At 52.3% G+C, this 19140-nt stretch carries 15 protein-coding genes and 1 rRNA gene; 8 read left to right on the forward strand and 8 right to left on the reverse strand.

What is annotated here, in order from left to right; genetic code table 11:
- Window positions 1–93: ribosomal RNA gene (rrf, locus tag H6F94_RS33715) — 5S ribosomal RNA — on the forward strand; the annotation flags it as partial.
- 89 nt (window positions 94–182) lie between these two features.
- On the opposite strand, the gene cobN is transcribed toward rrf, so the two are convergent.
- Entirely contained in the window at window positions 183–3917 is a 3735-nt protein-coding gene (gene cobN, locus H6F94_RS02830) for a cobaltochelatase subunit CobN (RefSeq protein WP_190800736.1), read from the reverse strand.
- 663 nt (window positions 3918–4580) lie between these two features.
- Between cobN and H6F94_RS02840 the strand changes: the two genes are divergently transcribed.
- Both H6F94_RS02840 and H6F94_RS02845 read left to right on the forward strand, forming a co-directional pair.
- Window positions 4581–5375, forward strand: a complete 795-nt coding sequence (locus tag H6F94_RS02840) for a class I SAM-dependent methyltransferase (protein WP_313949204.1) — start codon at window positions 4581–4583, stop codon at window positions 5373–5375.
- 835 nt (window positions 5376–6210) lie between these two features.
- Window positions 6211–7566, forward strand: a complete 1356-nt coding sequence (locus H6F94_RS02845) for a CIA30 family protein (RefSeq protein ID WP_190800737.1) — start codon at window positions 6211–6213, stop codon at window positions 7564–7566.
- Here H6F94_RS02845 and H6F94_RS02850 read toward each other — a convergent pair.
- Both H6F94_RS02850 and H6F94_RS02855 read right to left on the reverse strand, forming a co-directional pair.
- Window positions 7563–7925, reverse strand: coding sequence for a Lin0512 family protein (locus H6F94_RS02850; RefSeq protein WP_313949205.1), 363 nt, complete (start codon window positions 7923–7925; stop codon window positions 7563–7565). The two genes, H6F94_RS02845 and H6F94_RS02850, sit on opposite strands and share 4 nt — an antisense overlap.
- Window positions 7926–8019: 94 nt before the next feature.
- Window positions 8020–8220, reverse strand: coding sequence for a hypothetical protein (locus H6F94_RS02855; protein ID WP_199320165.1), 201 nt, complete (start codon window positions 8218–8220; stop codon window positions 8020–8022).
- Window positions 8221–8596: 376 nt separating this feature from the next.
- On the opposite strand from H6F94_RS02855, the gene hpnA reads away from it, so the two are divergent.
- The 5 genes from hpnA to H6F94_RS02880 all read left to right on the forward strand — a co-directional run bounded on the left by hpnA (window position 8597) and on the right by H6F94_RS02880 (window position 13651).
- Window positions 8597–9604: a hopanoid-associated sugar epimerase gene (hpnA, locus tag H6F94_RS02860; protein ID WP_190800740.1), complete on the forward strand. Its 1008-nt coding sequence runs from the start codon at window positions 8597–8599 to the stop codon at window positions 9602–9604.
- Window positions 9605–9760: 156 nt separating this feature from the next.
- Window positions 9761–10492, forward strand: coding sequence for a Crp/Fnr family transcriptional regulator (locus H6F94_RS02865; RefSeq protein WP_396426410.1), 732 nt, complete (start codon window positions 9761–9763; stop codon window positions 10490–10492).
- 466 nt (window positions 10493–10958) lie between these two features.
- The gene (locus tag H6F94_RS33410) at window positions 10959–11270 is read left to right on the forward strand and encodes a DUF2811 domain-containing protein (protein WP_396426411.1); all 312 of its coding nucleotides are present in this window, start codon (window positions 10959–10961) and stop codon (window positions 11268–11270) included.
- A gap of 42 nt (window positions 11271–11312) precedes the next feature.
- On the forward strand, window positions 11313–12794 hold the full coding sequence (hemG, locus tag H6F94_RS02875) for a protoporphyrinogen oxidase (RefSeq protein WP_190800741.1): 1482 nt from the start codon (window positions 11313–11315) through the stop codon (window positions 12792–12794).
- A gap of 182 nt (window positions 12795–12976) precedes the next feature.
- A complete protein-coding gene (locus H6F94_RS02880; protein WP_190800742.1) occupies window positions 12977–13651 on the forward strand; it encodes a PHP domain-containing protein in 675 nt (224 codons plus the stop codon).
- A gap of 531 nt (window positions 13652–14182) precedes the next feature.
- Here the strand turns inward: H6F94_RS02880 and H6F94_RS02885 are convergent.
- From H6F94_RS02885 to H6F94_RS02905, 5 genes are all read right to left on the reverse strand, one after another.
- Window positions 14183–15529, reverse strand: coding sequence for a 16S rRNA (cytosine(967)-C(5))-methyltransferase (locus tag H6F94_RS02885; protein ID WP_190800743.1), 1347 nt, complete (start codon window positions 15527–15529; stop codon window positions 14183–14185).
- Window positions 15530–15539: 10 nt separating this feature from the next.
- Window positions 15540–16211, reverse strand: coding sequence for a zinc metallopeptidase (locus H6F94_RS02890; RefSeq protein WP_190800744.1), 672 nt, complete (start codon window positions 16209–16211; stop codon window positions 15540–15542).
- A gap of 40 nt (window positions 16212–16251) precedes the next feature.
- Window positions 16252–17289, reverse strand: a complete 1038-nt coding sequence (gene fmt, locus H6F94_RS02895; protein ID WP_313949206.1) for a methionyl-tRNA formyltransferase — start codon at window positions 17287–17289, stop codon at window positions 16252–16254.
- 77 nt (window positions 17290–17366) lie between these two features.
- On the reverse strand, window positions 17367–17960 hold the full coding sequence (locus tag H6F94_RS02900; RefSeq protein ID WP_190800745.1) for an OmpA family protein: 594 nt from the start codon (window positions 17958–17960) through the stop codon (window positions 17367–17369).
- Window positions 17961–17982: 22 nt separating this feature from the next.
- Window positions 17983–19047, reverse strand: a complete 1065-nt coding sequence (locus tag H6F94_RS02905) for a pentapeptide repeat-containing protein (protein WP_190800746.1) — start codon at window positions 19045–19047, stop codon at window positions 17983–17985.
- Window positions 19048–19140 lie beyond the last annotated feature (93 nt).

Below are 19140 nucleotides of genomic sequence, written 5' to 3' on the forward strand. Positions count from 1 at the left end.
CCACTCTGACCCATCCCGAACTCAGGTGTGAAACGTTGTTGCGGCGACAATACTTGGAGGGTCACCTCCTGGGAATATAGCTCGGTGCCAGGCTGTTTTTAAACAAAAAGAAAGGCTCTCTCCGTAGTTGGAGGGAGCCTTTCTTTTTGAAGAAGAACCTAGAAGATTGTGCTTGTAATGGGCTAGGAGTTCAATCCTTGCTCAATAAGAGCTTCTGCTTCTAAGGAAATTGCTCTTAGCGCTTTTAAAGTTTCAGTGGGAGCTTCTTGCCAGAGGTTGCGGCTATGAGCTTCTATTAACCTTTCAGCAATGTCTCGTAAAGCCCAAGGGTTTTTCTGCTGAATAAATGACTGAACTTGTGGATCGAGAACATAAGCCTCGGCAATACCCTGGTACATGAAGTCCTCAACGCAATTAGTGGTTGCGTCGTAGGCAAAAATATAGTCCACAGTAGCAGCCATTTCAAACGCTCCCTTGTAGCCATGGCGCATAACGCCTGCAATCCATTTGGGGTTGATGACTCGTGAACGATACACTCGTCTCATTTCTTCAGTTAGGGAGCGAACTTGGGGTTTTTCAGGTCGAGAATGGTCACCAAAGTAGGTAGCAGGTTGAGTGCCGCTGAGGGCTCGGACTGCAGCAGTCATTCCACCTTGGAACTGATAGTAATCATCAGAATCTACCAAGTCATGCTCTCGGTTATCTTGATTGTGTAAAACGATTTGCAGTGCCTTTAAGCGATGGCTAAAAGCTTCAGCAGCATTGGTGCCATTACCAGAACCAGTGTAGGCATATCCGCCCCAATTGAGGTAGGCCAGTGCTAAATCCTGTTCGTTTTGCCAGTTCTGCGCCTCGATTAAGCCCTGTAAACCCGCGCCATAAGCACCGGGTTTCGAGCCAAAAATTCGATATTGAGCCCTTATTTGAGCCTGGTTAATATCTAGTCCTGCTTGTTGCCATCTTTGACTATCTTGCTGTACTTGGGCTGCAAGAGGATTTTGATCGGGTGGCTCGTTAAGTTGGGCAATGGCTTGTACAGCACTATCAAACAAGCTAATTAGATTGGGAAATGCATCTCGGAAGAAGCCAGAGATGCGCAGGGTCACGTCAACCCGAGGTCGTCCTATAGCGGTCAGTGGCAGAATTTCGAAGTCGACAACTCGTCGCGAAGGACCATCCCAAAGGGGCTGAACTCCTAGTAGAGCAAGCGCCTGTGCAATATCGTCTCCACCAGTACGCATGGTCGAAGTGCCCCATACAGATAGCCCTAAAGTCTTCGGATATTCTCCGTGATCTTGGGTGTAGCGCTCGATTAACGCTTCAGCTGCTTTTCGGCCTAGAGCCCAGGCTGTTTCAGTAGGAATGGCACGAATATCAACTGAGTAAAAATTGCGTCCTGTTGGTAGCACATCCGTGCGTCCCCGAGTAGGTGCACCACTAGGGCCACTGGGTACGTAGCCACCTGCTAGGCCATGCAGTAAGTTCGTGATTTCACAAGTTGTTTGCTGAAGTGCTGGGAGCAGTTCTTTTTGCAGCCAGGGAAGTACAGGCCCCAGATCGGAAACCTGGTGCAAATTGTCCGCCAATAACGCTTCAACTAGGTAGGTAGCATAATGCTCTAGTGCCTCAACAGCATCACCTGTGATTCGGCAGGGACGATTGAGATAGGCTTGCAATGCATCAGGCAGTTCAACGCAGACTTGTCCTAAATCTACAGTAAGTGGATCAAAGTCTAATTGATATGCTTCGGCGATTGCTTGAGTAAGACCTAGCCTGCCAGCTTGCGGGCTGCGGGCTAAAGCTACGATCAGATCGCGTAACTGCTGCGCTTGAGGACACTGGCCGAAAATATGTAACCCATCGCGAATCTGAGCTTCTTTAAGTTCGCATAAATAACCATCAGCGAGAGCAAGAAATTCATTCAGGGGGCAGTTGGCATCGGTTCCTAAATCTTGATGCAAATGTGAGTCGTGGATTAGCTGACTAATGCGAGCTTCTAGTGTCTTAAGCCGTTTTGGATCTAGACTGCGAGCTTCGTAGTACTCATCAATTAGATGCTCTAAAGCCTGCAGAGGGCCGTATAGTTCCGCCCGAGTTAAGGGTGGAGTTAGGTGATCTACAATGACTGCCTGAGAGCGACGTTTGGCTTGAGAACCTTCGCCAGGGTCATTAACAATAAAGGGATAAAGATGGGGCAAAGGACCTAGGATTGCTTCTGGAAAGCAATCCTGTGACAAAGCCACTCCCTTACCAGGTAGCCACTCTAAATTGCCATGCTTGCCCACATGGACGATTGCTTGAGCTTGGAAGCGCTGACGTAGCCAGACGTAAAATGCCAAGTAGGCATGGGGGGGCACAAGATCGGGAGCATGATAGTTGAGAGTTGGATCTAACTCATAACCCCGAGGAGGTTGAATGCCAATAAATGCTGAGCCTAATTGCAGCCCTGCAATCGGGAAAGCAGCCTGGCATAAGTGTGGGTCTTGCTCAGGCAGACCCCAGCGCTCAAGAATGCGGGATTGAACGGCCTGGGGTAGGGCCAAAAAGAAGACTTTATAGTCAGCAAGCGGCAGGCTTTGAACCACAGGACGCAAGCCCTGTGCTTCTGGGTCATTGGTCGTGCGGCTAGTGAGCAGGGCCATCAATTCGTCACTGGAGCTAGGCAAGTCGTAGATGCTATAGCCTGCTTGTTGCATCGCCTGAAGAATCTGAACACAGCTGGCAGGTGTATCTAGTCCTACACCATTTGCTAAACGGCCATCGCGGCAGGGATAGTTAGCAAGCACCAGAGAAACCCGACGTTGCTGCGGTGGAGTTTGGCGTAAACGAGCCCAACTGGTAGTTAGGTCGGCAACGAACTCAATCCGATCTAGCAAGGGTTCATAGACAACGACATCGGTTTCTAGCTGCTGGTTTTGGGTTTGCACTGCTTTGAACGATACGGCTCGAGTGATAAGCCGGCCGTCAACCTCTGGCAACGCAACATTCATTGCAACATCGCGGGGAGATAAGCCCTGAGAGCTATCCAACCAAGCTTCAGTGGTGCTGCTGCTCAGGATGACTTGCAAGACAGGCACATTTAGACGTTGCCAGAGGTCGACGTCAGGTTGGGCGCCGTCGAGCTTGGCAAGGGAGAAGCTAGTGGTATTTAGGAGAACCTCAATACCCTTCAGATAGTTCAGCAGGGCTTCTGGGAAGTCTGGATCGCGCAGCGAGTAGACGAAAACTGGCACCGGTTGCAGGCCGCGCTGGTACAGCGCAGAGCACAAAGCGTCGATCACAGCTGTATTGCCCGCTAGAACATGAGCTCTGTAGAACAAGAGCCCCGCACTTCCAGTGATCTCAACCACTTCTGATTCTGAGGGTTGCCAGGGGTAGAGTCCCAGACGGGGTAGAGCCTGGGGCAGGGGTGGTTGATATTGGGTGCCGAGGGCTTGATCCGCTAGAAATTGCAGCGCATGGGCGGCATTCTCAATTCCACCCTCGGTGAAATAGCGCCAGAGCCGATCCATGATCTCAAGGGACACAGTTGAGTGACTCACTAAGTCAGGGTCAGGTTTGTCATCCCCAGGCAGGACTAACAGCAACGCGCCTGTCTCAGCAGCCAAATCCTTGAGAACTTCCAGCCCGTAGGGCCAGTAGGCTCGACCGCCCAGCAGCCGGACCACAATGGCTTTAGCCTGCCGCAGCACTGTTTCAGCATAGGTGTCGATCGTGAGCTGCTGTTGCAGGTTCAGCAAGTTAGTAACTCGCAGCTCTGGAAAATCTGAAGGTAATGTGCGGGCTGCCGCTGCTAACACCTGGATATCGGTATCGGCTGCTGTCAGCACAATCAGGGGCGCAGCACTCTGCTCAATGAACACTACTCCCTCGGTTTCGTTGCTCCACCCTCCTGGTAAAGCTGCTAAACGATGCATTCCAGTCTTGTGCTCCCACTAGCGGTCGGGACCCGTTGAAGTCCCTTCTGACGATACGTCATTCTCTAGAGTTCTAGAATCTGGAGTTCTAGGATCTGGGGCTGGGTCTTGGCTGCGAGAGCGGCTTGGACTGTAACTGCTCTTTGTGCCTGCTGCCACGAGGGTAGAGCCACTAAGGCAGCTTTGATTACAAGTGCAATTGTGAGAAAGGTCGTTGAATGGGGTCGGGCAACCACTCAATTAAGCTAGACCAAAGTTGATTGCCATACTGGAGCAAGTAGAAGGTCAGCACGACTATGAGTAATACATCCAATAGCTTGGTGAAAGTGCCGAGGATAATCCCTAAAGCTTCACCGAAGAGGTTCTGTAATTGTGCCTTTCGATCATTAATTTGAGTAACCAGAGCATCAAGATTTAAGGGCAGACCTAGATTGCTAGCTCGGGCATTAAATTCAATTAGTTGATGGCGGCCCGAGTCGATCTAAGTGAACGTTCGGGCTGAGGGGAGGGTTGCTGCCGAACTTCCACAATGACCTGTAGAACTGCTCAAGGCTAACTTTAGCTTGCCCTCGTTTCAGCGAAAAGCAGGATGGTAAAAGCTTTAGAGCCTTGCTGCTCAGTGTAGGGAATTTCTAGTAGGTTAATAGAGTGATTGAGCGGGGTGTGAAAGTAACAGTGAGCGCCAAAACAATAGGGAAATTAGCGAAACTGCTGCGGACAGGCGTCAGTATTTTGCTGACGGCCATCTTCTGGGGGTTGTTGAGTTTTGGGCTAGTCACACCTGCCAGGGCTGATGCACCTGCTGTCCATCAAGAGGTTATTTATCAGGAGAAAGCGGCGCACAGCCCCGATGGCATTGGCCGGTTTTATATGGGACGCGAAATTGCTCAGGTCATGGGCTACCAGGGAGCCGGCTGGCTGGAGCGTCCGTGGCGGGATAGGGAGGAAGGCTCAGAGCAAGTTGTAGAGGCTCTGGACCTTAAGCCCAGAGATACAGTGGCAGACATTGGAGCAGGTACAGGCTACTTTAGCTTTCGCATCAGTCCACTAGTACCTCAGGGTAGGGTCTTGGCAGTAGACGTTCAGCCCGAGATGATTGAAATTCTCAATGGGCTAAAGCAAGAAAAAGCGATTACTAATGTTGAGCCAGTTCAAGCAACGCCTACAGACCCAAATCTGCCGCCTCAAAGTGTAGATATCGCTCTAATGGTTGATGCTTACCACGAGTTTGACTACCCTCGAGAAGTCATGACTGGTATTGTCAGAGCGTTGAAGCCAGGGGGCCGCGTTGTTCTTGTGGAATACCGAGGGGAAAACCCGTTCATCCCGATCAAAGGCCTACACAAGATGACTCAGAAGCAAGTGCGCGAAGAGATGAGGGCCGTGGGATTGGCCTGGCGCGAAACTAAAAACTTTTTGCCGCAGCAACATTTCATGGTGTTTGAACGGGAAAGTTAGCAGGCTGAGATCTAGAGGCGGGGGCAGGGTAATTTGACCACGATGGGCCAGGGCTTGGCACTTAAAAAGTTACTGAAAATCAGATCAAAACGTAATCAAATCGACAGACTAATTCTGTCTTGGTCTTCTATCCTTATGTAGAGGCTGCTTCTACCCTAATACAGACGTCGGCCTGTCTACTGAGCAGGCAGTATTAATTGAAACAGAGGGATGTATCCCGACACTGACCTCACACACCAATTTTAAAACCATGATTAAGACACAAGACCCTTACAAACTTGGTTACAGCCTCGGTCTACAGGGCATAGAGTTGCCCGATGAGGAGTTTACTCTCTTCTCTTGGTTAGGCTGGGTCACAGGCATCAGTGCACGGAATCAGCCAATGACGCAAGTTAACAGAATTGCTACCCGCTGATGTGAGCAACCGGAGTTAATGCTGACGCCTAAGCAGCGAGTAGCTCAGTGATTTAGAAGAACCTACTGTTTCAGTCAGGGTGTATCTCAACCGCTATTTTAGAACAAGATTTTCATTGTACTGAAATGTACTGAAGTAAGCTTCGTTTTAAGCGCAGACCCTCAACATCTCTTCTTTCTCTATACTTTTATCCCAGGCCTAGGCCATTGTTACTGTCTAATTGGAATAGTAATTTAGTCTAGTAGTTTGGCCTAAAACATCTAGCTTCAGAGATACCCGGACTTATAAAGATACAAATATATTCTAGAGCAAAAATACTTTATATAAGGGACGCGAGAGCGCCGAATTTCAAAAGATATTTAAAGGATAATAGAAGTGTTTGGATAAAGCTGTGGCTTCTTGTCAGACAGCTGTGGAGCTATGAATCAAAAGTATGCTGCTCGCTGGGATTTGGCCCGGTTTTGGCAAACTCTAACCTATTTTCAAGTGATTCCTTTTATGACCAGCCTTCAGCAATGGTTCGGAACCCAAGCTGAGCAGCCACAAGGTAAAGACTCGGTCATTTTGGTAGTTGGGGACAATGAGCTTGGCAAAAGCGTAGCCCAGCATCTAGTCGCACGAGGTTATTCTGTACGAGCTTTAGTGCGAGACCCTGACCGTAGCCAGTCTTCGTGGGGAAATTCGGTTGAGCTAGTGGCAGGAGATATTACTCACGCTCAAACGCTAGTGCCTAGTTTGCTAGCCAACATCCAGGCGACAATCTGCTGCCTCGAATCTGCTGAGCATCTGGCAGAGACAGATATAACAGACAGCTCAAACACAGCAGCAAACTTACAAAGTTGGAAGAACCTGGTGCAAGCGCTAGCCCAAAATCAAGGCTTAGTCTTTGATTTCCGTGAACCTTCTAGCGATCTAAAAGAGATCTGGGGTGCTCTAGACGACGTTGTTATGGGCGGTGTTAGCCAGAGTACTATCCGTTTACAGGAGAAAACAGCGCTGTTCTCAGGCTACGTTTCAACGGATAACTCCGGCGGATTCGCTTCCATTCGTACCCGTAACTTCGACCCCGCTTTTGATTTTTCGAACTATGAAGGCTTGGAGTTGCGACTGAAAGGCGACGGCAAACGCTACAAATTTATGCTGCGCAGTGAAGCGCGTTGGGATGGTACCGCTTACTGCTATTCCTTCGATACAGTGGATGGCACCTGGATGAGTGTGGCTGTGCCTTTCGCGGCCATGCAACCTGTATTTCGAGCCAAAACAGTGCCTAATGCCGAACCTCTCAGCTCGAGTCAGGTTCGCTCCTTCCAAATCATGCTCAGTAAGTTTGAGTATGACGGTGCCTTGAATCCCAAATTTGCCCCTGGCCCTTTTCAATTAGAAATCGAGTCTGTTCGAGCTTATGGGGAGGTTAATCTACCTCAACTGGTCTTGGTCAGTTCAGCACCAACTCAAGCAGCATTAGATCGAGAAGATATTGTTCGCACGAGCGGTTTAACTTATACCATTATTCGTCCTGGTAGCCTAACTTCGACTACTGGCGAACAACCTCTAGTTTTTGAGCAGACAAAGCAGACAGATCACAACAGTCAAGGCCCAACTCGTTACGAAGACTTAGCAGAGGTTTGTGTTCAAGCCCTTAGTCAGCCTAAAGCCTGCAATGTCACGTTCACTGTGAAGGGATCTCTAAGCAGAACGGACTCATTAGAAACCGGATCAGTCGATTGGGCAGGGCTATTCTCGCGGTTGAAACCTGACTCAGCGGTGAATTCCTAATCCATCTCTATCAGCACTGTTACTGCTGCTACAGCAACCAGCATTTCGTCACTGCTGTCGTTGAGCGAGGCAATGGCACGCCCTTGTGCGATCATGCCTCCCGACTCGACGGCTAGCGTTTTACGACCAAAGGGCAGGACTGCTAGAACTTCTGGCTCCCGCACCCGCTCTGGATAAGGCACTGCCACTTGAACTTCCACGATCATCTGGTTTGGGTCTTCAAGACCTGCTACTTCCCACACTCCAGGTAGAGCGTTATGGGCAATGGCATTGCGTACCGCCCGTGCTGCTGCCACCGTTGGATCTTGTCCATGTTGATCAACGCCCATTCCCATCTCGATAACTAATCGTCTACGCACCCTTTCCATCTCTCCTCCAGCACCCGACTTCAGCCCCTGTTTGAGGCTACCAGTTTGTAGACCAGCAGAGGCAGCGACATTCGCTTATTTGTTGTTAGCAGGCGTTAAGCTCGAGAACTTGAAATTCATTAGGGGGCAGCGAGACCAAAACTTCTCCAGAATCGACTTGAATCAACCAACGATCCAACCCCTGCCCGTCTAGCAGTGCCTCTCGGGCACAGACAACGCCCAAGCATCCAGCAACGTAGTCGGGTTGCAGGACTTGAACTCTAGTTCCAACTTGAATACGTGACAATGGATACAATGAAACTCCTAATCCTGAACCATCGGGTGAGTCACTGTTTGGAATAAAAGAATTAACCTGCCTGCCTGGAATTAGGTGTGTCTTGTAATACATTGATTGGCAATTCTCTCTCTAGTAGTAGGCGCAATGTTATCTCTAAAACATCCCTAAACAGGACGCAGCTAACGCTTCAGTCCATCATTCGTGCTCTAGCTTAATCATTGGAAGTTTGACGACTGTTATTGATTAAATTTGCTGAGTGACAAGTGACCTCTCATTTTCGCCGACAAACCTGATTTTGTTTTGCTGTTCTGGTGCTTCAAGGTAAGCTGAAACCCTAGTTTCTACAGATCATCCACAAAGCAAATCCAAAGCAGAAGGGTATTAGATGCGGACATTCGTCACAGGCGGTACGGGCTTTATTGGTGCCAATGTCGTGCGCGAGTTGCTGAGTGCTGGACACCAGGTTCGTGCCCTAGTGCGCCCTAAGGCAGCACTAGGTAATTTGCAGGGGCTTGACGTGGAACTAGTAACCGGAAACCTGCTGAGCCCAGACCTGTATGAAAGCCTAAAGGGTTGTGACGCACTGTTCCATGTTGCAGCTCACTACAGCCTTGCTCAAGCGGACCGGGATAGTCTTTACCGCAGCAATGTCGAGGGTACCCGCAACATCCTGGCAGCAGCCCGCCGGGCTGGGGTAGAACGCAGTGTGTATACCAGCTCTGTCGCTGCGATTGGGGTGCCAGCGCAAGGTCAGGTCGCCGATGAGAGCCATCAGACCAATGTGGAAAAACTGGTTGGGCACTACAAAAAATCCAAATTCCTAGCAGAGCAAGTCGCTCAAGAGGCAGCTGCGGGTCAGCATGTAGTGATCGTCAATCCCAGTAGCCCTCTTGGACCCTGGGATGCCAAGCCGACCCCAACTGGCGACATTGTGTTACGGTTTCTGCGGGGTCAAATGCCCTTCTACCTGGATACGGGTCTGAATTTCGTTCATGTGCGCGATGTTGCTCAGGGGCACTTACTCGCACTTGAACGAGGCAAATCAGGAGAGCGCTACATCCTAGGTCACGAGAATTTAAGCCTTAAAGCTCTTTTGGATCGCTTAGAGGCATTGACTGGGCTGAGAGCTCCCCAGCGCTCGGTTCCTCACTGGCTCCCTCTGAGTGTGGCTTGGCTGGACGAACGTCTACTGAGTCCACTCTTGGGCAAGAGTACCTCTGTGCCTATTGATGGGGTGCGAATGTCTCAGTCCTACATGTACTACAGCCCAGCCAAAGCGGTGCGAGAGCTTGGCCTACCCCAGACCCCTTTAGATATTGCCCTTAAAGATGCTGTTGCCTGGTTCGTTGAAAAGGGCTACTGCCAGTTGCCCCAGTCGCAGACCCGGATCTAAGAACTCCGTACAAACTCACCTGGAATGAGCTAGCAAAATTCTAGGCACACAGAGCACAATTTGAGGATAGATAGCATATTTCCTCAAACTTTGCTGTGACAAAGGCCAATGCCGTTTGTTATCCTCAGCCGAACGGCTGCTCAAATCTAGGGCACTATGGCACTACTGCAATCCGCCACTATGGACGATCAATATAGCCCCCGAGATCCAAAAGCCAGTGCCCAAATTCAGGCATCTTTCTTTTTTGAAGGTTTGCCGACCCAGGCTGCTGAGCGGGCGACTGCCCATGTGGTGACACGCCACCACCCTCCCAACCAGATCATTCTGCTCGAAAACGATTGGGGTAGTTCGGTTTACTTCATCCTGGGCGGCTGGGTGAAAATTCGAACCCACAACCTGGATGGGAAAGAAGTCACGCTCAATATTTTGGGACCAGGGGAGGTATTTGGTGAGATGGCTCCTCTAGATGAGGTCCCCCGCTCAACCGATGTCATTACCCTGACACCGACTGCGATTGGCAGTTTGCCTTCCCAAGATTTTGTCACCCTACTTAGCACCGAACCCCTGGCCGGTATTCGGCTAGCCAAACTGATGGCCAAGCGCCTACGTCAGGTTAATCGCCGCTTGCGCCTTCGCGAGTCGGATAGTACCTCCCGGGTCGCTGATATCCTGTTGTTTCTAGCAGAAGGGCAGGGCAAGGTCAGTCGTAAAGGGGTAGAAATTCCTAATCTACCGCACCGTGAACTGAGTAGCCTGAGTGGCTTAGCTCGTGAAACCGTTACTCGTGTCCTAGGCAAGCTGGAGAAAAAGCGCCTGATCCTACGCGACAAGGACCGCGATGTGCTGTGCATTATGGACCCAGATGCCCTAGAAGGCTTGCTGGACTGACCATCCAGCCCACTCTCCTAAACCTTGCTTAAACACCCTGAAGCGCAGGGTGTTTTTGTTTGTCCCCTAAACAGCAGATGGCTTGACCTGGCTGCTGGTAGGAAGCCGCTGAGAATAGAGGCTTAAACTTTCCAGGTACATCCTCTCATCTAGGAACTCCTTAGATTAAAGGACCAAGCTTGGCTGGCCACAAGCAGTAGTGCATCGCTGGCCTAACGGCTTTCCCTAATTCTTATCTTCCAGCCTTGATTTGCCTGTGCTTTCCACATCTCCTCCACAGAAGACTCTGAGTTTTCCACAGGTTAGTAGTTGTTTTCCACAGGCACCAACGCAGCCATGCGCCTTCACCCCTTGTTTGGGGAAAACAACGGTTTTCTGAGAAATTGAATTTTTAGATTGCAATATATTGCGGGGATCGGCCTAGAAATCCCTTCGACTCGTAGATGTGAAAAAGTAGAAATTAGCCTTGAATGAGGGAGTGGCGGTCACTCGCATTGACAACCCCACCCCTACTGGGCGCACAATGATGCCCACTCACCCGAGACAACACTTTCAACATTTAAGGCAAGCGGTCATGATGAACACGACGGTCAGTATTGTGGCGGAGATTCCCGAAGAGCTGCACGAGACGCTCAAAGGGTATCTTGAGACTCATCCCGATTGGGACCAGGATCGGGTTTTCTCAGCTGCACTCTCCCTGTTTCTGCTCCAGAATGGAGACTGCGACCGTCGGGCAGCACGCGTCTACCTAAACACGCTGTTCCAGCCCAGCCTCTAGAGGTTGCTGCTTTATGTCGTCTCTTCGGATGTCTCCGCTGCTATGACTGCTTCCCTGTTTTCAAACCAAACTCCGACTTCCCAAATACCGGGGGAGTTGAGAGCGGATGTCTTGGTCGTTGGTGCAGGGATCAGCGGTCTCGCCTTGGCTCACAAGCTACAGCAACTCAACTCTGAGCAGGCTGTGCTAGTTACTGAAGCCCAAGAGCGCGTAGGTGGTGCAATCACCAGTCGTCGGCTTGACAGCGATCAGGAGCAGTTTCTCTGGGAAGAAGGCCCCAACAGCTTCTCCCCCAGTCCTGATCTGCTGCGTTTGGCGGTTGAGGTTGGCTTGCGGGATGAGCTGGTGCTGGCGGATCGCAAGCTGCCACGTTTTGTCTACTGGCAGCAGCAATTGCAGGCCGTGCCGATGAGCCCGCCTGCTTTGCTCAAGACTCCATTGCTCTCCACCTCAGCTAAGCTACGGGCTCTAGCTGGGGCTCTAGGCTTTGTCAATCCCGCGATGGGTCTTCAGTCCCATCAGGGGGGCGAGGAGACAGTTGCTCAGTTCTTCCGTCGGCATCTAGGCCAGCAAGTTTTAGAGCGCTTAGTTGCTCCTTTCGTCTCCGGTGTCTACGCAGGCGATCCTAATCAGCTCAGCGCTGGGGCTGCTTTTGCTCGCGTTGCCCAGATGGAGCAGGCAGGTGGCGGGCTTCTAGCTGGAGCTTTGGGTTCCCGCAAGGGGCGTCAGGCACCTGACCCTAACTTGCCCCCCACCCGCGCTGGCGAGTTGGGCTCCTTCAAGAGCGGTTTACAGGCTTTACCCGAAGCAGTGGCAAGCCACCTGAAAGATCCAGTGCGCCTCCGTTGGCGGCTAAATCGTCTGACACGTTCAGGCTCAAATTACATAGCTCAATTTGAAACCCCTGAAGGCCCCCGCCAGGTTCAAGCCCGTGCGGTAGTATTGACGACTCCGGCCTTTGTTACCGCTGAGATCCTGGCGGAGCTAGCGCCAGTGGGCAGTCAGCAGTTACGCGAGATCCCTTACCCCCCGGTTGCCTGTGTTGTGTTGGCTTATCCCAATTCGGCCCTAGCTCGGCCCTTGCAAGGATTTGGTCATTTAGTACCTCGAGGGCAGGGCGTACGCACTTTAGGAACCATCTGGAGTTCCAGCCTGTTTCCAGGACGCGCACCGGCTGGAATGCACATACTCACTAACTTTATTGGGGGTGCTACTGATCCAGGCATTGCTCAATTGAGCGAAGCAGAAATCGTTCAGGCTGTGCATCAAGATCTGAGCCGAGTACTGCTGAAGCCAGACGCTGAAGCCCCCAAGGTTCTAGCGGTGCATCTTTGGCAGCGCGCGATTCCTCAGTACACGCTAGGCCATCGGCAACGCTTAGCAGCAATAGAGCAGGAGTTGAAATCCCTGCCTGGGCTGCAGCTATGCGCCAACTATCTGGACGGGGTAGCTTTGGGTGACTGTGTGCGACGGGCAGGACAGACAGCCGAGTCCATTAGCAATTACCTAGCAGTTCAGACGTAAATTGGCTGAGAAAGCCAAGAAATAAAAGCTTGAAAGACTTTTGAATCAATGCTGGCCTATAGGCAGCATTAGCATATGTAAACAGCCACTCGAAGCAGCCTCATTAATATTAGTTAATATAGGCAAGCAATGGTTTTGTTTCGCCATTTGGGTTGCTGAACCTTCCTAGCTTGGAGGCTGTTATGGCCCTTTCCTCCACCGTTCCCCGTCAGGACTCTGCTTCGCTCCGTGAAGTATTTCGTGGCATTTCCCCTGAGAGTTGCCCGCGCCACTTCAACTTTCACATGCACACTGCGCATTCTGATGGCAAGCTAAAGCCGTCGGAACTAGTGACACAGGCGCTGGCGCTTGGCTTAACAGGCTTTGCAATTACAGACCACCACACGGTCGCCGGTTACCGAGAGGCACTGCGCTGCTTAAAGGCAGACAGGGCTCAGATGAAGCCTCAACTCTGGCCCGGTATAGAGATCAACGCTGACCTCTTGGGAGGTGAGGTTCATATCCTCGGTTATGGCTTTGATCCAGATGCAGCTGTGCTCGCACCCTACTTGCAAGGTCACACAGCCAAGGGTCAGGCTTACCAAGCCCAACAAGTGATTGGCGCTTTACATGCAGCCGGTGGGCTGGCTGTTTTAGCTCACCCAGTTCGCTACCGTCGCGACCCTGCCGATCTGATTTTGGGAGCGGCTGATTTGGGCATTGATGGCGTGGAGACCTACTACTGCTACAACAACCCAACCCACTGGCGGCCCAGCCCGGAGCAGACAGCTCTAGTTCATAAACTAGGTGAGCGCTACCAGCTTCTGCATACCTGCGGCACTGATACCCACGGTCGTTCTCTACTAGCCCGCCTCTAATTTAAGCCCTTGCTGGTTCTTCGCTTCTTGAGCCACGGGAGCACACTCGTTACTTAAAAGGCCGCGCTAAACCTTAAGAGTCTGCCTCAAGAAGCTGAGTAAGAACCCTCAGAATTTGTCAAAAACTCAGCGACTCTAAAAACTTAGTGGACCTAGTAGAGAGCTACCAGGTCCACGTAATATATTGTTTCAACCGTGTCTAGAACTAAGGTTTACAACCGACTATTACAACCACCTAAATCGATTGACTCACCCGCTTATGCATCACTCCATGCTCAAAATTATCGAGCTTGGCTCTTTACTTAAGTGATTGCGCAAGGGCCACAAACACACTTAAGATTCACCAGTTGCATGGATGCTACAAGAAGGTTTTAAGAGGCTGTAGTTGGCTCAGGGAAGGGAGCACAGCCCTGAATACCGCTTGGCTTTTGTGCCTTTTGTGCTCTGAATTTAGAATAGCAAACTGCTCTAATTCAGCAAGCGCACGTTAACAGAAATTCACGCTCAAATGCTGATCTAGATCGGGCTGCCCTAGGTCGCAGTACAAACCAGCTTTGCCATAAAAAAACCATCCATATCGTGTCGCTGGGGCCAGACTTTTATGTAGCCCTCGGGCGTGACTAATTCAGGCAAGTTCAAACGTTCTGGTGAGAGGATACGCCATTGCGGATGCTGTCTGAGAAACTGCTCAACAACCTGCTCATTCTCCAAGGGATGTAGGGTGCAGGTTGCATAAACCAGGCTACCTCCCGGTTTCACCCAACCTGATGTGTGGTGAAGCAGTTCGGTTTGCAGACGAGCTAGATCTTGGATGGTCTCAGGGGTTTGCCGCCAACGGGCATCGGCATGACGATGCAGGGTGCCCAGCCCAGAGCAGGGAGCATCGATCAAAACTCGATCACAAGTGCCCTGCAAATCGTCGAAGCTGCGACTATCTCCACAGCGTAGATTGATTGAGCTTAAGACCAAACGTTGACAGTTCCCGGTCAAGCGTTTCAGGCGATTGGCATAGAGGTCACAGGCCCAGATTTTGCCCTGGTCACCCATCAGCTCAGCAAGATGGGTGGTTTTGCCGCCAGGGGCTGCACAGGCATCCGCAATGACCTCGCCCGGTTGAGGATCTAGCAGTTGAGCGACCAATTGTGCACTGCTGTCCTGGACAGTCCACCAGCCCTCAGCAAAGCCAGGCAGTTTTTGCACAGCGCCCACTCTGCCTCTGAGGCGCAGCGCGCCAGGCACACCGACAACTGGCATGGCATCGTAAGCAGCCAGCGCTGTTTGGACTTGCTCAAAGCTTGCCCGCAGACGGTTCACCCGCAGGTCGAAGTGGGGAGGCCGGTTAAGCCAGGTGCAGAGGGCTTCGGTTTCCTCATGGCCTATGGTTTCTAGCCAAAGCTGGATCAGCCAGTCAGGAAAGCTGTGCAAAGCACCCAGGCGCTTGATCGGATCCTCGCTCAGCTGCAGTGGCTCACCGGTTGCCTGCGCTCGCACATAACTGCGCAACAACCCATTTACCAGACCACTCAAGCCCGCTAACCCGTTGCGCTTAGCGAGATCAACGGTGGTGTTCACGGCAGCCGAGGCCGGAATCTGGTTCAAGTAACGCAGTTGATACAGACCCAGGTGCAGCAGGTTACGCAGGTCGGGCGGCTGGTCGGCAGCGGGTTTACGCGCAAACTGGTCAATTAAGGCATCAAGGGTGCGTTCACGACGGCTGATGCCATAGACCAGTTCGGTGAGCAAACCCCGGTCGGCATCAGCTAGTTGGTTGGTTTGAAGTACCCGGTCTAAGGCTAGATCGGCAAAGGCCCCCCGGCCTCGAATGGACCGGAGGGCTGTGAGGGCAAGTTGCCGAGGATCGGAATGAGCAGCTGGCACAGGTTCTCGACTAGTCTCTGCGCATCAACAGGAGTTGCACCAGGTTCAACACCGCGTACAAAGCAGTGGCGACATAGGTCCAGGCGGCAGCATTGAGCACTCGACGGGCAGCCGTCCGTTCTTCACCCCGCAGGATGCCCAGGTTATCTACAATCGCCAAGGCGCGGTTGGATGCATCAAACTCCACCGGCAGAGTCACCACATGGAAGGCAATCACCGCTGCAAACAGTAGAATCCCCAGGTTAATTAGACCGGTGAAATTGGTAAAAATGCCTGCCAGCACCAAGAATGGGCCCAAATTGGAGCCAATGTTAGCGGCTGGCACAACGGCTGCTCGCAGGTTCATGGGCATATAGCCCTTGACATCCTGAAGCACGTGACCACATTCGTGAGCAGCTACTGCAGCTGCGGCCAGCGAGTCAGAGTAATAAACGCCTTCAGATAAACGCACAACCTTAGCGGAGGGGTCGTAGTGGTCGGTGAGTTGACCTGCAACTGGCTCTACATTGACGTGGTTGACGCCCATCTTGTGCAAGATGGTCTCAGCAACCTGAGCTCCCGTCATGCCCAGCGTTGAACGGACCTGCGAATATTTCTGATAGGTTCCTTGCACACGACTCTGAGCCCAAAACATCAGAATCATGCCAGGAATCAGCACTAGCATTGATGGGTGAAAAAACATACTCAGATGCCTCGCTCTATTGCGTGACAAGTCATAAGGGTCAGAGAGAGTGGATCACCTCAGCAGCACCGTTTTCAAACCGCTCCCCTGGTTGCAAACGACAGCCGTTGGCATAATCCCAACCGGACTGCGCTCGCTTGCCAGCAGGCTGCACCTCACTTAATAAGAGCACCCCATCGCCGGTTGCCACTGCGGGTCCCACCCTTTTGATTGTACCCAGCACTTCTCCTGGCCGTGGGCGGTCTGAGTGCGGGATACTCGCCTCTAGAAGTTCGGGCAGGGGCTCAGGTAGCAGTTCCGGCAGCAGCGTTGAGGTAACTTTGAGCCCTTCGCTGCGATGGTTCGCAAAACAGTTGGGTGTAAAGGCCCGAACTTGATTGTGGAGCTGGCTTGCAGAGCGAGACCAATCCAAAGCAAAGTGCTCTTTCTTAAGCAGCGGCGCATAAGTTGCCTGGGCATCGTCCTGAGGCGTTGCTTGAAGGGTGCCTGCGGCCAGCTGTAGCAACGTTTCGAGCAGCAGGGTTGCGCCTTGGACAGAAAGAATCTTGGCTAAGTCGGTGCTTTTGGCTAAGGGTGGAATTGGAGTATTAGCTTTCAGCAACATGGGGCCTGTATCCAAGCCAGCTTCCATCCGCATAGTGGTAATTCCGGTTTCGGTTTCGCCGTTATAGATCGCCCATTGGATTGGAGCAGCACCCCGATATTTGGGCAGGAGCGAGCCATGCACATTGACGCAGCCTAACCGGGGCATGTCGAGGATTTGCTGAGACAGAATCTGACCATAGGCAACCACAACAAAGGCATCAGCTTGAGTGTCGGCAAGTTTAGCCAGAGTTTCGTCGTCTTTTTTGACGCTGCGCGGCTGCCAAATCGGTAGGTTGTGAGCCTGGGCTAGCACCTTCACGGGCGAAGGTGTGAGCTGGCTCCCCCGACCGCGCCGCTTATCTGGCTGCGTGACCACCGCTAACACTTCAAACTGCGGCTGGGACAGTAAATGCTCTAGCGTGGGCACTGCAAACTCTGGAGTGCCAAAAAAGACCACGCGCAGTTTTGACGCTTGTTGCTGAGCTGCGACCACGTCCCGACTCCTATGCGATCTGAAGAAATTATCAAATCATAAAAGTTAGATCCCGAGAGCTTGAAATAATCGCAACTCTAAGGAAGAATAGCGATCTCAACTCGGCGAGCTAGGTCCTGGCTGCCGCTAGTGCCTTCCGGTTGCTCAGTCCCGGCACCAATAGGTACCCATTCGTAAGCGTCAGCGCCCAAGTTTTGGCTTAGCGCCGTTTGGACAGCCAAGGCCTGCCGGTAAGAGAGCGCTAGAGCCGCATCTGGACTACCACCCTCATCTGTATGGCTCGTGATCAGCACCGTTGCTCCTGGCTGAGCCTTGAGGCTAGCGATCACTGGAGCTAAGACTTCAGCCGCGTTGGCGCGGAGCTGAACCACCGAGTTGGTTTCAAAAAGTGCATCACTGGCCAAATTGCCAGTAATCGCATTGGTCTTGGCGACAGGCTCGGCTGCCCCTAGGGGCAGTAACCGGCGAATCTGCTCCGACCAGGGTGGATTGGCTGGAGTAGTGGCAGCGGGCTGAAATAAGGCCACGCCCATGCCGATGCTCCAGGCTAGGCCTGCACCGAGCGCCAATAAGCTCAAGCGAAAAACGCCGACCAACAGGGCGGCAATAGGATGAACGCCACGGGGCGCTGGAGTAGATTTGGGCCGGGTGATTGGAATGGGTTGCTTCACTACAAGATGGTGGGTTGTGTGGTCAGCGTTCCAGTTTGTCGGGGATCCCCTCGCAGCCGCCCGGTATAGTAGCACGAGTCTGCGGTCCACCCCAGGCGCATAAGTAGTAACGCTGCTCCTCGGAGAGGCGTCGAGCATTGCTGAAGTCCGCGTTTTCGACAATGGCTCCCGTACTGATGCCAGTGTCGTAGTCGGGAGGTAGTTCCCGCTCTCGCGGCGTGGCCTGATCCGCTTTGCCAAAGAAGAAAACAGCACGATACAGATCGGCGCCCTGGAAGTTGGCGTTGATCAGGATCGTGCGATAAAACTGCGTCCGGACCAGATCGCAGCGGAACAAGTTGGCACCAATCAAATTGGCTTCGCTCAAATCGGTCCAGCGCAGATCGACCCCGGTTAAATCTGCACCGGCCAGCATGACACCCAGATCGACCACGCGTACACCATAGGCGCGGTCTTCCTGGTAGCCACCAGAGCCGTCGAGCATGGCTCGGCCCAAAAGCGCATCGCGGCGTAGGGGGGTGAGCAGCTTGGATTGCGACAGAAAGCGCAGGATGCGGGCTTTGCCATCGGCGTCGACGCTGCTGAGAATAGCAGAGGTGCGACCCTCGGCGATGGCCCGTTCCTGCGGCCAATCTTCGAGCTGGCCTTCGTCATCGAGCACCAACTCGGAAATGCCTTGAAAGTAAGAGTCGATAGTTTGCTGCTGAGTAATCTTGTTCTGCTGGCTGGTCAGTTCTTTAGAAATCACATACTGGCGCCAGGCCACCCAGAGGGTGAGAATGGCGATCAGAATTTGCCCGAGCGCCCCGAAGGCGTCCCAGTTCACAGTATCCACCCAGGCCCCAAAGCGTGCGTTAAGGCCGGTAAAAGTTCCCAGTCCCAAAACGGCAAGCAGTAGCACAGCCACAGCCAGCAACCGCTCTTGGTTAGGGCTAATCGTAGGAGACTTCCACAGATTCTTGAGTGGAGGGAGCAACGAACGCGAGGCCAATAGCAGCGCCACAGAGCCACTGGAAATCCCAATCCAGGCATTGTCAAAAGCTAGGCCTGCCAACATCAGGCCTAGGGCAACAGCTGCGACTGCCATGCCCGGCGGTCTGGGTGGAGACTCGGTTGAGCTGAGATGTTCAGTAGGGTCTATGCTCACTCGGCTTGAATCTGAAGGATATCCAGAACGCGG

The organism is Leptolyngbya sp. FACHB-261 (genome assembly GCF_014696065.1).
Classification (GTDB): Bacteria; Cyanobacteriota; Cyanobacteriia; order FACHB-261; family FACHB-261; genus FACHB-261.

What these genes read in the sequence shown, in the direction of transcription:
- cobN (WP_190800736.1), bottom strand. Translation starts at nt 3,917, where the DNA reads ATGCATCGTTTAGCAGCTTTACCAGGAGGGTGGAGCAACGAAACCGAG.
- H6F94_RS02845 (WP_190800737.1), top strand. Translation starts at nt 6,211, where the DNA reads ATGAATCAAAAGTATGCTGCTCGCTGGGATTTGGCCCGGTTTTGGCAA.
- hpnA (WP_190800740.1), top strand. Translation starts at nt 8,597, where the DNA reads ATGCGGACATTCGTCACAGGCGGTACGGGCTTTATTGGTGCCAATGTC.
- H6F94_RS02865 (WP_396426410.1), top strand. Translation starts at nt 9,761, where the DNA reads ATGGCACTACTGCAATCCGCCACTATGGACGATCAATATAGCCCCCGA.
- hemG (WP_190800741.1), top strand. Translation starts at nt 11,313, where the DNA reads ATGACTGCTTCCCTGTTTTCAAACCAAACTCCGACTTCCCAAATACCG.
- H6F94_RS02880 (WP_190800742.1), top strand. Translation starts at nt 12,977, where the DNA reads ATGGCCCTTTCCTCCACCGTTCCCCGTCAGGACTCTGCTTCGCTCCGT.
- H6F94_RS02890 (WP_190800744.1), bottom strand. Translation starts at nt 16,211, where the DNA reads ATGTTTTTTCACCCATCAATGCTAGTGCTGATTCCTGGCATGATTCTG.
- H6F94_RS02905 (WP_190800746.1), bottom strand. Translation starts at nt 19,047, where the DNA reads ATGGCAGTCGCAGCTGTTGCCCTAGGCCTGATGTTGGCAGGCCTAGCT.